The 13182-nt window shown below is 62.6% G+C and carries 14 protein-coding genes; 5 read left to right on the forward strand and 9 right to left on the reverse strand.

Going from position 1 to position 13182, the window contains the following annotated elements; genetic code table 11:
• Nucleotides 1-137: 137 nt before the first annotated feature.
• The gene (gene aptA / locus ABXS05_RS11590) at nucleotides 138-1463 is read right to left on the reverse strand and encodes an omega-aminotransferase AptA (RefSeq protein WP_311933327.1); all 1326 of its coding nucleotides are present in this window, start codon (nucleotides 1461-1463) and stop codon (nucleotides 138-140) included.
• Between the two features lie 284 nt (nucleotides 1464-1747).
• On the opposite strand from aptA, the gene ABXS05_RS11595 reads away from it, so the two are divergent.
• The 3 genes from ABXS05_RS11595 (at nucleotide 1748) to phhA (ending at nucleotide 4132) form a co-directional block, all read left to right on the forward strand.
• Entirely contained in the window at nucleotides 1748-2299 is a 552-nt protein-coding gene (locus ABXS05_RS11595; protein WP_311933328.1) for a cupin domain-containing protein, read from the forward strand.
• 38 nt (nucleotides 2300-2337) lie between these two features.
• The gene (gene rutR / locus ABXS05_RS11600) at nucleotides 2338-2982 is read left to right on the forward strand and encodes an HTH-type transcriptional regulator RutR (RefSeq protein WP_149254398.1); all 645 of its coding nucleotides are present in this window, start codon (nucleotides 2338-2340) and stop codon (nucleotides 2980-2982) included.
• A 277-nt stretch (nucleotides 2983-3259) separates the two neighbouring features.
• A complete protein-coding gene (phhA, locus tag ABXS05_RS11605; RefSeq protein WP_367624027.1) occupies nucleotides 3260-4132 on the forward strand; it encodes a phenylalanine 4-monooxygenase in 873 nt (290 codons plus the stop codon).
• 13 nt (nucleotides 4133-4145) lie between these two features.
• Here phhA and ABXS05_RS11610 read toward each other — a convergent pair whose 3' ends face one another.
• The 6 genes from ABXS05_RS11610 to ABXS05_RS11635 form a co-directional block, all read right to left on the reverse strand.
• Nucleotides 4146-4820, reverse strand: coding sequence for a hypothetical protein (locus ABXS05_RS11610; RefSeq protein WP_367624028.1), 675 nt, complete (start codon nucleotides 4818-4820; stop codon nucleotides 4146-4148).
• Between the two features lie 294 nt (nucleotides 4821-5114).
• Entirely contained in the window at nucleotides 5115-6434 is a 1320-nt protein-coding gene (preA, locus tag ABXS05_RS11615; protein ID WP_367624029.1) for an NAD-dependent dihydropyrimidine dehydrogenase subunit PreA, read from the reverse strand.
• Between the two features lie 11 nt (nucleotides 6435-6445).
• Nucleotides 6446-7795: an NAD(P)-dependent oxidoreductase gene (locus ABXS05_RS11620; protein ID WP_367624030.1), complete on the reverse strand. Its 1350-nt coding sequence runs from the start codon at nucleotides 7793-7795 to the stop codon at nucleotides 6446-6448.
• A 396-nt stretch (nucleotides 7796-8191) separates the two neighbouring features.
• Nucleotides 8192-9025: an anti-sigma factor gene (locus tag ABXS05_RS11625; protein WP_311933333.1), complete on the reverse strand. Its 834-nt coding sequence runs from the start codon at nucleotides 9023-9025 to the stop codon at nucleotides 8192-8194.
• A complete protein-coding gene (locus ABXS05_RS11630) occupies nucleotides 9022-9549 on the reverse strand; it encodes an RNA polymerase sigma factor (protein ID WP_311933334.1) in 528 nt (175 codons plus the stop codon). The genes ABXS05_RS11625 and ABXS05_RS11630 overlap by 4 nt, the downstream gene beginning before the upstream one ends.
• Nucleotides 9550-9695: 146 nt before the next feature.
• Nucleotides 9696-9965 carry a (2Fe-2S)-binding protein gene (locus ABXS05_RS11635; protein ID WP_311933335.1) on the reverse strand — a complete coding sequence of 90 codons (270 nt, stop codon included), beginning with the start codon at nucleotides 9963-9965 and terminating at the stop codon, nucleotides 9696-9698.
• 273 nt (nucleotides 9966-10238) lie between these two features.
• Between ABXS05_RS11635 and bfr the strand changes: the two genes are divergently transcribed.
• Both bfr and ABXS05_RS11645 read left to right on the forward strand, forming a co-directional pair.
• Entirely contained in the window at nucleotides 10239-10721 is a 483-nt protein-coding gene (gene bfr, locus ABXS05_RS11640; RefSeq protein ID WP_311933336.1) for a bacterioferritin, read from the forward strand.
• A gap of 148 nt (nucleotides 10722-10869) precedes the next feature.
• On the forward strand, nucleotides 10870-11571 hold the full coding sequence (locus ABXS05_RS11645; protein ID WP_367624031.1) for an aspartate/glutamate racemase family protein: 702 nt from the start codon (nucleotides 10870-10872) through the stop codon (nucleotides 11569-11571).
• Nucleotides 11572-11674: 103 nt separating this feature from the next.
• Here ABXS05_RS11645 and greA read toward each other — a convergent pair whose 3' ends face one another.
• On the reverse strand, nucleotides 11675-12160 hold the full coding sequence (gene greA, locus ABXS05_RS11650; RefSeq protein WP_367624032.1) for a transcription elongation factor GreA: 486 nt from the start codon (nucleotides 12158-12160) through the stop codon (nucleotides 11675-11677).
• 38 nt (nucleotides 12161-12198) lie between these two features.
• On the reverse strand, nucleotides 12199-13173 hold the full coding sequence (gene tal, locus ABXS05_RS11655; RefSeq protein ID WP_311933339.1) for a transaldolase: 975 nt from the start codon (nucleotides 13171-13173) through the stop codon (nucleotides 12199-12201).
• Nucleotides 13174-13182: the final 9 nt, after the last annotated feature.

The raw sequence follows: 13182 nt of genomic DNA on the forward strand, positions 1-13182 counted from the left end.
GTCATCCCGGACGCATTGCGGCACGCAGTGACGCGATGCAGATCCGGGACCGTCTTCCGATAGAAGCTCATCTGTCACGCGATCCCGTGTCGGCGACGCAGCATTGCATGCTGCATCGCGCACGGGATGACATGACCTCAATCCAGCGTCTTCAAGACGTCGCCGAGCGTGGTGACTAACTCGTCGATCTGCGCCTTGGAGATGATCAGCGGCGGGGACAGGGCGATGATGTCGCCGGTAGTGCGGATCAGGAGGCCCTTCTCATAGGCCTTCAGGAAGGCGGAGAAGGCGCGCTTGGTGGGCTGACCGGCGATAGGCTCGAGCTCGATGGCGCCGATCAGGCCGAGGTTGCGAATGTCGATGACATGCGGCAGGCCCTTGAGCGAGTGCACCGCGTCTTCCCAATAGGAGGCGAGATCGGCGGCGCGGGTGAGCAGGCCTTCCTCGGCATAGGTGTCGAGCGTGCCGAGCGCGGCGGCGCAGGCCACCGGATTGGCCGAATAGGTGTAGCCGTGGAAGAGCTCGATCAGGTGCTCCGGCCCCGTCATGAAGGCATCGTAGATCTCCTTCTTGGCGAACACCGCGCCCATCGGGATCACGCCTGAGGTGATGCCCTTGGCCACCGTCATCATGTCGGGGGTCACGCCGAAATAATCGGCGGCGAAGGGCGCACCGAGGCGGCCGAAACCGGTGATGACCTCGTCGAAGATCAAGAGGATGCCGTGCTTGTCGCAGATGGCGCGGATCCGCTCCAGATAGCCCTTGGGCGGCAGCAGCACGCCGGTGGAGCCGGCGATCGGCTCGATGATCACGGCCGCGATGGTGGAGGGATCGTGCAGGGCGATCACACGCTCCAGATCCTCGGCATATTCGGCACCATGTTCGGGCAGGCCGCGGGAGAAGGCGTTGCGGGTGAGGTCATGGGTGTGGCGGATATGGTCCACGCCGGTGAGCAGCGTGCCGAACATCTTGCGGTTGGAGACGATGCCGCCCACCGAAATGCCACCGAAGCCGACGCCGTGATAGCCGCGCTCTCGGCCGATCAGGCGGAAGCGCTGCCCTTCGCCGCGGGCGCGGTGATAGGCGAGTGCGATCTTGAGCGCGCTGTCGACGGCTTCGGAGCCAGAATTGGCGAAGAAGACGTGATCGATGCCCTGGGGCGTAAGCTGAACCAGGCGCGAAGCGAGCTCGAAGGCGGCGGGGTGCCCCATCTGGAAGGCCGGCGCATAATCGAGCTCCGCCGCCTGCTTCTGGATCGCCTCGGTGATCTTGGGGCGGCCATGGCCGGCGTTGCAGCACCACAGACCCGCCGTACCATCGAGCACCTGGCGGCCATCGGCCGTCGTGTAGTGCATGTCCTTGGCCGCGACGAACATGCGCGGATTGGACTTGAACTGTCTGTTAGCCGTAAACGGCATCCAGAACGCTTCGAGGTTGTTGGTCACACGGATCGGGGCATTCATCAGGATCTCTCCGGAAGCTGCCGGGGTCCCGAAGGCTGGCGGGAAGCCCGGCTCGTTAAGCTGGCAATAGCTTTGCCTTGAATTTGAAAATTATGCCAACTCTTTGTTGTGGCAGCATCATTCCTATTTCGGCCACACTTTCATACCCGAGTTTTTGTTCTAGAACGAATGTTCAATAACAAGCGTTAGGTTCGTAAATTCCCGCACATTGAATGCAAAGTGGAATTATCGACTGCGTTCATGATATTTAACATTCTAAACAGGCCTGGATGGAGGACCACATCATGCAGAACGTCGATTTGGGTTCTCTGTTGCGGCGCGTGCGCGAGGCGCGCGGATTGTCGCAGCGCCAGCTCGCCAAGCGTGCCGGCATCTCCAACGCCACCATCTCGCTGATGGAATCGAATGCAGTGAACCCTTCGGTCGGTGCCCTGAAGCGGGTGCTCGACGCCCTGCCGATCGGCCTGGCGGAATTCTTCGCCCTCGACGCCAATCCCGGCCGCAAGGTGTTTTATCGCTCGGGCGAGTTGATGGAAATCGGCCGGGGACGCGTCTCCTACCGCCAGGTCGGCTCGGATCTGCGCGGGCGCGCGCTGCAGATGATCTCCGAGCGTTACCAGCCCGGCGCCGATTCCGGCAAAGTGCTGCTGCACCACCAGGGTGAGGAATGCGGCATCATCATTCGCGGCCAGCTCGAAGTCACGGTGGGCGAAGATGTGGCCGTGCTTGGTCCCGGGGATGCATATTATTTCGACAGCCGCGAGCCTCATCGCTTCCGCAATGTCGGCGATACGGCCTGCGAGCTGATATCGGCTTGCACACCGCCAAGCTTCTGAGCCATGAAGGAATGGGAACAACGAAACAGGAAGCGCTCATGGCAGAGGGAGGAGAGGCCGGCCGGCAACGCAACAAGACCAAGCTCGGCCTGGCCAATATCGACAAGATCCTCGACAGCGCCCTTTCGGCCTTTTCGAAACATGGCTTGCGCGGCACGCGTATCGACCAGGTCGCCGAAGCCGCCGGCATGTCGAAGACCAATCTCCTCTATTATTTCCGTACCAAGGACGCCCTCTATGAGGCGGTACTCACCCGCACGCTGGAAGTCTGGGTCACGCCGCTGAAGGAACTCGACGCCACGCGCGGCCCGGTCGCGGCCCTGACGTCCTATATCGAGCACAAGCTCAAATGCTCGCGGCTCTATCCGGAGTCCTCCCGTCTCTTCGCCATGGAGATCATGCAGGGGGCGCCCCATCTGAAGAAGGTGCTGGCGACGGATCTCACCAACACCGTCCGGCAGAAATCGGTCATCATCCAGCGCTGGATCGCCGAAGGGAAATTGCGGCCGATCGAGCCCTATCATCTCCTCTTCATGATCTGGGCGACCACCCAGCATTATGCCGATTTCGCCACGCAGATCAGCGTCCTCACCGGCAAGGACCTCACCGACGAAGCCTTCTACGAAGAAACGCTGAAGACGTTGACAGAAACGATCCTGCGCGGCGTGCTGGCCGAGCGCTGATCGGGCCTTGGGCCCAAAGCAATTTTCGGAAAGGTAGCCTCGCATTTAAGCTAATAAAATGCGCCAAAACAAAGAGTTATAGACAAAACACAACCCAGAGAAATCACGTCTTACCCTAGCAGCCGTGCTATCCTCACCCCACATGGATAGAGGGGTCATCCCCTAGAGCAAAGCGCGTTCAGGCGTGAACGCTTGTTTGCCCTAGCTCCTTGTTCCGACGCGTCTTTGCGATTCCTGGTGCTTCCAGGAAATCACAAAACGCTTTTGGGAGGACGAGATGGGACACGCTATACTGAGTGCTCAGACGATCGAGCAATGCATCATCCCGCAGGATTGGGATCGCTACACCAAGGAAGACCACGAGACCTGGTCGATCCTGTTCAAGCGCCAGCTCACGGCTCTCAAGGGCCATGTCGCGCAGGAATATCTGGATGGGCTGGCCACACTGGGTATCGACGAGACGGGTATACCGAATTTCGAGCGCATGAACGAAAGGCTGCGACGGGCCACCGGCTGGGAGGTGGTGGCCGTGCCCGGCCTGATCGCCTCCCGCCCCTTCTTCGAGATGCTGGCAAGCCGGCGCTTTCCGGCCGGCACCTTCATCCGCACGCGCGCGCAGCTCGACTATCTCGAAGAGCCCGACATCTTTCACGACGTCTTCGGCCATGTGCCGCTGCTCACCAATCCGGCCTATGCCGATTACATGAACGAATATGGCCGAATCGGCCTCGACGCGATCGACAACAAGGGCGTGAAATTCCTCGCCCGCCTCAACTGGTATACGATCGAGTTCGGCCTGATCCGCAAACCCGAGGGCATCCGCATCTATGGCGCGGGCATCGTCTCCTCCTTCGGTGAAGCCAAATATGCCGTCGGCGATACCTCCGCCCATCATCTGCGCTTCGATTTCGACAGGGTCGTCAGGACCGGCTACTACATCGACGACTTCCAGGCGAGCTACTTCGTGATCGACCGTTTCGAAGAGCTCTTTGACCTGCTCAAGGGGATCGATGCACCGGCGCTGTTCGCCGAATTGCGGGAGAAGCCCACGCTGTCCCCTTTCGAGATCCGGCCCGAGGACGAAGTGCTGCGCCGGGGCAGCGGCGACTATTGGCGTGATTTTCCCAAGACCAAGGCGAAGCTGAAGTAGAGCGATCCTTCGCTCAATGCGCGGCCAGGAAAGCGTTCATGTAGAAGCCCGCCTCCCCAGCGCCATACGCCTTGTCAGGGGCGACCGGACAAGCCCGGCGCGCGAGGCAGCCACCATGCCTGCAGTTGGTGCCTTGCGGTGAGTGCACATGGGCGGCGCAGCGTTCGACATCGTAACCGGCCATCGTGAAGGCCCCGACCGGACAGCTGTTCAGGCAGGGCTTGGCCGCACAGCTCTCGCAGGGATGGACTGCCTCTGCGAGCGGCGGCAGCGCCAGCCTTTCGCCAAGGCCGAGCGCTCCGCGATAGCTGTGCCAGAGACCATGCACGGGATGCACATAGATGCCGAGCGGCGAAGGGAAGACAGCGCCGCCGCGCTGCGCCCAGCGCTGGAACGGCAAATAGGGTGGACCGCCGAAGGGATAGAGGGCGACGGCACCGAACTCGTTCGCCATCGCGTCGATCACCCGGGCGGACCAGCGATCCAATGGATGCTGCGCACCATCGGCTGCCTCCGGCGAGGCCGCGAAGGCGGGCCATTGCCGACCACCGGCCCAGCCGAGCAGCACCAGCGTTTCGACCGGCCCGGTATCGAGCGCCGGTACGCCGTCCTCCTGCCGAGGATGGAAGGCACCCCCCACCGAGACGCCGACAGCTTCGGCATGTTCTGCAATCTGATCCAGCGTCATGGGCTCGGCGTGATTTCCCGATGAGAGCGCTGCATCCTGGTCTGGGCGGAGAGGGATGACAATCTCATTCTGCTCGATCGAGTGTCACCCTCATCCGGCTGCCGCCACCTTCTCCCGCAAGGGGAGAAGGGAATTTACTCGGCGTGGGATGCGGTATTTGGGATCGCTCAGTTGGTCTCGGCCTTCCCCATCAAAACCCCTTCTCCCCTTGCGGGTGTCGTCAACTCTCTTGAGTTGACTAGAGGTGGCGGCAGCCGGATGAGGGGTGGTGGCGCGGCCCGCTCGAGTCCTGCCCTACTCCGCCGCCGCGGCTGCCTTGGCATGCACGGCCGGATTGTTGGGATGCTCCTTCCAGGTGCGATGCCCGCCCACCGGCCTGCCGGTGCGCTTGTCGACTCCGGACGTCACCGGTTCGAGCGTGATGCAGTTCTCGATCGGGCAGACCACGGCACACAGATTGCAGCCCACGCACTCCTCCTCGATCACCTCGAACTTGCGCTCGCCGGCGACCATGTTGGTGATGGCCTGGTGGGAGGTGTCCTCGCAGGCGATGTGGCAGCGGCCGCATTTGATGCAGGCTTCCTGGTCGATATGGGCCTTGACCACATATTCGAGGTTGAGATGCTGCCAGTCGGTCACCTGGGGTATGGCCTTGCCGACGAACTGGTCGACGGAGGTATAACCCTTCTCGTCCATCCAGTCGGACAGGCCGGAGATCATCTCCTGCACCACCTTGAAGCCATAGACCATGGCAGCCGTGCAGACCTGCACCGTGCCGCAGCCAAGCGCCATATATTCCACGGCATCACGCCAGGTCTCGACGCCGCCGATGCCGGAGATCGGCAGGCCGCGGGTGGCCTCAGCCCGGGCGATCTCCGAGACCATGCTGAGCGCGATCGGCTTCACCGCCGGGCCGCAATAGCCGCCATGGGTGCCGAAACCGTCGGTGTTCGGCCAGGGGCGCATATTGTCGATGTCGACCGAGACGATGGAATTGATGGTGTTGATCAGCGACACCGCATCGGCGCCGCCGCGCTTGGCCGCCTCGGCGGGCTTGCGCACGTCGGTGATGTTGGGCGTCAGCTTCACGATCACCGGCATGCGGGTATATTGCTTGCACCAGCGCGCGACCATTTCGACATATTCGGGCACCTGCCCGACGGCCGAGCCCATGCCGCGTTCCGACATGCCATGCGGGCAACCAAAGTTCAGCTCGATGCCATCGGCCTCGGTGTCCTCGACGAAAGGCAGGATCGACTTCCAGGCATTCTCCTCGCAGGGCACCATCAGGGAGACGATGAGCGCCCGGTCCTTCCAGTCACGCTTGACCTGTTTGATCTCGCGCAGATTGACCTCGAGCGGCCTGTCGGTGATCAGCTCGATATTGTTGAAGCCCATCACCCGGCGGTCCTGGCTGTGCCAGGCGCCGTAGCGCGGACCGTTGACGTTGACCACCGGTGGGCCCTGCTCGCCGAGCGTCTTCCAGACCACGCCGCCCCAGCCCGCCTTGAAGGCGCGGACGACGTTGTATTCCTTGTCGGTCGGCGGCGCCGAGGCCAGCCAGAACGGATTGGGAGACTTGATGCCCAGGAAATTGGTGCTGAGATCGGCCATGTCGTTTCTCCTCACGCAGCCTTGGCTTCAGATTTCAGAACGCGATCGATCGAGAGGGCGGCCTGCTTGCCGTCTTCCACTGCCGCCACGGTCAGATCCTTGCCACCGGCGACACAGTCGCCTCCGGCCCAGATGCCGGGCACCGAGGTGCGTTGCTCGGCATCGACGGTAATCCGGCCTTTTTCCAGTGCGAGCGCTACGCCGTTCACTTCCTCGGGCAGGAAGGATTGCCCGATCGCGGTGAAAAGCTGGTCGCATTCGAGCCTGACGGTCTCGCCGGTGCCCGTGAGGCGCCCGCCCTGCTCCACGGTGTATTCGAGCTCGACGGCCACCAGCCTGCCGTCCTCGGCATGCAGCCGCGCGGGCTTGAGCCAGTGGCGGATCAGCACGCCGTCGGTCTGCGCCACTTCCTGCTCGTAGTCGGAGGCATTCATCTGCGGCTGGCCGCGGCGATAGGCGATAGTCACACTCTCCGCCCCCAGGCGCTTGGTCTGCGAGGCGATGTCGATGGCGGTCATGCCGCCGCCGATCACCACGATGCGGCGGCCGACCGGCAGGTCAGCAAGATCCGCCGCCTGGCGCAGGTCGGCGATGTAGTCGACGGCATCGATCACGCCCTCGATGCCCTCTTCCAGGCCGAGATCGTTGGTGTCGCCCAGTCCCATGCCAAGGAAAACCGCATCATACTCACGAGCGAGGCTCGCCAGTTCGACGTCGCGGCCGAGGCGCTTGCCATAGTCGATGGTGATGCCGCCGATCGCCGTGATGTAGTCGACCTCGGCCTGGGCAAAGCCGCCGGTGCTCTTATAGGCGGCGATGCCATATTCATTGAGCCCGCCAGCCTTCTCGCGCGCCTCGAACACGGTAACCTCATGGCCCAGCGTTGCCAGCTTGTGGGCACAGGACAGGCCCGCCGGACCGGCACCGACCACGGCGACGCGCTTGCCGGTGGGGGCGCCGCGCTTGAACAGTTGCCGGCCCTTGGCGAAGAGCTCGTCGGTGGCGTAGCGCTGCAGATTGCCGATCTCGACCGCCCTGCCCTCCGAGGTCTCCTTGACGCAGGCTTCCTCGCACAGCGTCTCGGTGGGGCAGACGCGGGCGCACATGCCGCCCATGATGTTGGATTCCAGGATGGTCCGGGCCGCGCCGACCGTGTTGCCGGTCATGATCTCGCGGATGAACATCGGAATGTCGATCGAGGTGGGGCAGGCCTTCACGCAGGGCGCATCGTAGCAGAACAGGCAGCGCTCGGCGGCAACGCGCGCCTCATGCCTGCCGAAGGCCGGATGCAGGTCTGAGAAATTGCTGGCGAGCGTGGGGGAATCGAGACGGCCCCGCGCAATGTCGGATCGTGCAGTCATCTGAACCTCTGGTATTTGGCTCTTTATTTTTTACCAGTTGATCAAAAGAACGAGTCGCTGTCAATCACACTTTTGAACAGCTCCAGAGTGAGAATCTGCCTGTCTCGACGGCTTGGCAAGGGGTTTGGGGGCTGGTCTTCAGACACACCCCTTTCAAGGTGTTTGGAACGAACCCGGAAAAGACTGGGACAGGGCAACACGACCCCTCATGCGCCCCTCCGGGGCACCTTCGCCCGCAAGGGGAGAAGACAACCGACCAGCGCCGCGTCTCCTGAAAAGATCCCCTTCTCCCCTTGCGGGAGAAGGTGCCGGCAGGCGGATGAGGGGTCGCACCACTCTATCCGAAATTCAGACCTCAACACCCTGAAAGGGGCGGGTCTGAAGATCCGCCCGCCATCATGCCGCGATCTGCTTCGCCAGCATGGCGGCGAGCTTCTGCATGATCTCGTCCGGCCCGTGGCCGATCAGCATGTAGGAACGCTCGGCATCCGACCAGTAGACCACGTTGAAGCCGTTGCGCTGTTCGAGCGTCGGCGGCGTTACCGCACCGGGGCTGTTGCCATAGATGCAGAAGGCGAGCGGGCCCGTCAGTTCGTCGAGATAGGCGATCTCGACCAGGGGCGCATTGTCGTAGTGGAAGAGTTCGACGCGCTTGAGCTCCTGGGCCGGCAGGCTGATCTTCTCGGGCGTCAGCGGGAAGCCGAGCCGACGGGTCGCTGCGGCAAGATCACGCTGCGCGGTGGAGACGTCGTTCGGCATCCAATCGAGCGTCTGCGACGTCGTCAGCCCCCAATAGTCGGCGACGGTCGAACGCCAGGCGTCCGGCCCTTCATGGTCGCTGCGCTGCGACGAGGGCAACGGCCAGAGGCCCGGCGGCATGTAGTGGCCGACCCCGGTACCCACGACGAACAAGGCGAGCGCTGCTGCGACCGCGGCAGGCGGGATGCGCCAGCGCGAGCCCCGTGCATTGTCATTGGCCACCGGCGCCGGAACCGCGGCCAGGCTTTCGGCCAGAAGCGCTTCCAGACGTTGCCGTGGCGCATGCGCCGTCAGGGCCTCGTAACTCTGCTCGAAGGGGAGCGAACCGCCCGCCAGAGCGTCCAGCCTCGCCTTCAAGGCCGGTTCCCGAGCCAGGCGCCCTTGTAACGCCGCACGTTCTTCGGGCGGCAGCGCATCATCGAGGAAAGCCACGAGGACGGCATCGTCGGGTCCCATCTCTTCCACACTCATGATGTCTCCCCCGAAGCGCCCTCGGGCGTATCCCTGTTCAGATGAGCGAGCCTGAGCCGGGCTGAGGCAAGACGACTCATGACGGTGCCGATCGGCACGGCCAACATCTCGGCCGCCTCGGCATAGCTGAGCCCCTCGCCATAGACCAGAAAGACGGTTTCGCGCAGCGCTGCAGGCAGGGCCTGCACATGCCTCAACACCTGAGCAGCCAAAATATTCGTTTGAAACTGCCGTTCGCCGTCAAAAGACAGAGCCGCCTCCGCCTCGTCGAGTTCGACGGGATTGCGGACCTTGCTGGCCCGGATCTCGTTGAGCCAGATCGAACGCTCGATGGCGAACAGCCAACGATCGAGACGCGTTCCGGGGATGAACTGGTGCGACCGCTCGAGCGCCCTCAGGCAGGTAGCCTGGACCAGTTCCTCCGCCGCCTGTCCGCTACCCGATAGCACAAGCCCGAACCGCCACAGCGCTACAAGATGCGCGGCGAGGCCGGTTCGAACGTCCTGATCACCTGATTGGGGCATGAATCGCCTATGCCGATATGGCGCGGCATTATTGTGGCGCGGCTGGCGGGAAACGCAATCATGTGAAAAGGGGTGGTGAGCGGACTTGCGACAAGCATTACCGCCGCTGCGCCAAAGTCTCCCTATCCCTTCTGTTGTCAGAAGGCCTATTCGGCGGCGTCGAGCAGGATTTCGTCGGCATTCGCCGCTTCGACCATGTCACGCAGGGCGCAATCCTCGGTGCAGTCATGGCAGCGTGCTGCTGCGCGTGCATCGGCGAGAATCTGCCGCACGGTGATCAGGCAGCGGCCGCATTCCGGTCCGCAACCCAGGCAACGATAGGCATCTGCAGCCGAACGCGGACACCCCGGCTGCTCGGTCGCGAGCGTGCTGGTGAAATCCTCATCGGTCAAAACACGGCAGGAACAGACGATCATTCGCGGCGATCTTGGGTTCGAGCAAAGGCAGTGACGCGAGTGATGTGGACGGACGCGAGCGCCTTGTCAATGGCTCGCCGCAACAATAGAATCGTTATAAATCAGTAGTTTAGAATGACAATAAACTGGGATTCGCCTCGACAGTCATCGGTGACCGACCTCATCCCTTCCCCTGGATAAAATCCTCCGGACAAATTTGACGCCACCAGGGGCTTGCCTAAATTTAGAATTCTTCTAATGTGGCTTCAGTCCACTAAGTACGGAGAAACGCTCATGAAGGGCGACAAGAAGGTCATCGACTATCTCAACAAGGCGTTGCGTAGCGAACTGACCGCAATCAATCAATATTGGCTGCATTACCGGATCTTCGACAATTGGGGCCTGCTCGGTCTTGCCAAGAAGTGGCGTGCCGAATCGATCGAGGAGATGCAGCACGCCGACAAGCTGACCTCGCGCATCCTCTTCCTCGAAGGCTTCCCGAACATGCAGACGCTCGATCCGCTGCGGATCGGCCAGACGGTGAAGGAAGTTCTCGAATGCGATCTCGCCGCCGAGCGCGAGGCGCGCTCCCTCTATCAGGAAGCTGCGGAATATTGCCGCACCGTCAAGGATTTCGTCTCCGAGAACCTGTTCAAGGAACTGATGACCGACGAGGAAGGCCATATCGACTTCCTTGAGACCCAGCTCGACCTGGTCGAACGCCTCGGCATCCAGAACTACTCGCAGAGCCATCTCGGCGGCTTCTCGGAAGAATAGGCCGTTCTTCCTCAGAACTATCGGACAAGGCGGTCGCGACGACCGCCTTTTTCTTTGGTTTCGCCGGCCTGCAGCGACGGCAGGCGCTCACCTCGTATATGGTAACCGTATCGACCATTGCCACGCTTTCGTAGCCGACGAGGACCCCATGCCGAGCAGATCGCCGATACACATCAAGCCAACCAGAATCGGCCTGATCGGCGGCTTGGCGGCCAGGGCCGGGATCTACTACTACGAGCGGATCCTGCAAGAATATCAGGGGGCGAAGATCGCCCTCGACCTGACGCTGAGACATGCCGACATGGGCACGGTACTGCGCCATGTCGGATCGGGGGACAGGGTCGGGCTCGGCCACTATCTGGGCTCGCTCGCCAACGAACTGTTCGACGCCGGCATGGACACGGTGTCCATCACCGCCGTCGCGCCGCATCTTGCCATCGACGAAATCAAGAAACGAGCGAAGGGCCCGATCATCGACGTGCTGGCAACGATCCCGGGCGCCCTGAAATCCGCGGGCTTCGAACGCGTCGCGATTTTTGGCAACCGCGCCGTGATGACCTCGGCGGTCTTCGGCGCCGTGCCGGAAGATATGGTCGTCAAGCTCGATCCAAGCGAGATCGCGCGCGTACACGAGACCTACACCGACATTGCCCTCTCCGGTAAGCGCGGCACCAAGGCCGAGGTCGCCTATTTCGACGACCTGGCCGGCGACCTGCTCGGCCGGAGGGGCGCACAGGCCATCATGCTGGCCGGGACGGACCTGTCGTCCTTCTATGCGGATCGTGAGCCCGATTTTCCCTTCCTCGATGTGAGCGCCCTGCACATCGAACAAATTCTCGCAGGAATCTGAGCGGCATCGCCGGCGAGGAATTACAGCACGACATCAAGAGGTTCGAGTCCGATGTCACGGTCGCACGTCGATCTTTGAACCGCCCCTGCAGGACTGGTCCGGTTCAATTCGGTTCCGGCGTGATATCGATCTCGACGACCTCGCCCTCCTGCGGCCCGACGCGGATGACATCCCCGACATCCTTGCCGAACAACGCCTTCGCTAGCGGCGAGACATGGCTGATCCGGCCATGGGTGGCGTCGGCCTCGTCTTCGCCGACGATGCGCCAGATCCTTTCGCGCCCGTCGGGATAGTGCAGCGTGACGGCCATCCCGAAGCGAATGCCGGTATCGGCGACAGAGGGGATCACCAACTCCGCAGAGGCCCGCCGAGCTGCCCAGTAGCGAATGTCGCGCGAGGCATTACCCATGGCAATGCGATCCCCCGCGGCCTCCGCCGTGGCGAAAAGCGCGCGCGCCCGCCTGAGCTCGGCCTCGATCATGGCAAGGCCGCGCGCGGTGACGAGATTGCGCTCGATCGAGATCGGCCGCTCGGGAAGGACCTGGGCGTCCTCCCCTTCCTGGCCGTCCTGGGTGAAGGCTCGGCTCATGTTGCGACGATCAGGCGGCCAAGGTCATGCCGCCAAGATCATGCGGCCTGGGCCGTGCCCTCGACGCGCTTGGCGATGAGGGTGCGCAGCTTGCCGAGATCCTTGGCGAAGCCGCGAATACCTTCGGCGAGCTTCTCGGTCGCCATGGCATCCTCGTTCATCTCCCAGCGGAAGGCGCGTTCGTCGATCTTGCCGGTAGTCGGAGCAGCGGCATAGTTGCCAGGCGAGAGCTGGCGCTCCAGCGTGCCTTGATCCGCATCGAGCGCCTGCAACAGGTTCGGTGCGATGGTGAGACGGTCGCAACCGGCCAGTGCCTCGATCTCGCCGGTGGAGCGGAACGAAGCGCCCATCACGACCGTCTTGACGCCGCGGGACTTGTAATCGGCATAGATACCGCGAACCGACAGCACGCCCGGATCCTCTTCCGGGGTGAAGGTGCGGCCGTCATTCTTCACGTGCCAATCGAGGATGCGGCCGACGAAGGGCGAGATCAGGAACACGCCGGCATCGCCGCAAGCCACAGCTTGCGCCTTTGAGAACAGCAGGGTCAGGTTGCAGTCGATGCCTTCCTTCTGCAGCACTTCGGCGGCACGGATGCCTTCCCAGGTCGAGGCGATCTTGATCAGAATGCGGTCGCGCTCGATGCCGCGCGACTTGTAGTCGGCGATGATGGCATGCGCCTTGGCAATGGTCGCCTGCGTATCGAAGGAGAGGTCGGCGTCGACTTCGGTCGAAACGCGCCCGGGAACGAGCTTGGTGAGTTCCGCACCGAAGGAAACGGCGAGGCGATCGGCGATGGCTGCGACGACGCCGTCCTTGCCGCCACCCTGCTTGCTGCCCCAGCTCACGGCTTCCGCGATCAAATGGTCATAGGCCGGCATTTCGGCTGCTTTGAGCAGCAGGCTCGGATTGGTGGTGCAGTCCACCGGCTTGAGCGCCTTGATCGAGTCGATATCGCCGGTATCGGCGACCACGACCGTCATGGCACGCAATTGTTCGAGTTTCGAAGCCATATGTTACGT

The sequence above is a fragment of the Labrys neptuniae genome (assembly GCF_040797145.1).
In the GTDB taxonomy this organism is placed as follows: domain Bacteria; phylum Pseudomonadota; class Alphaproteobacteria; order Rhizobiales; family Labraceae; genus Labrys; species Labrys neptuniae.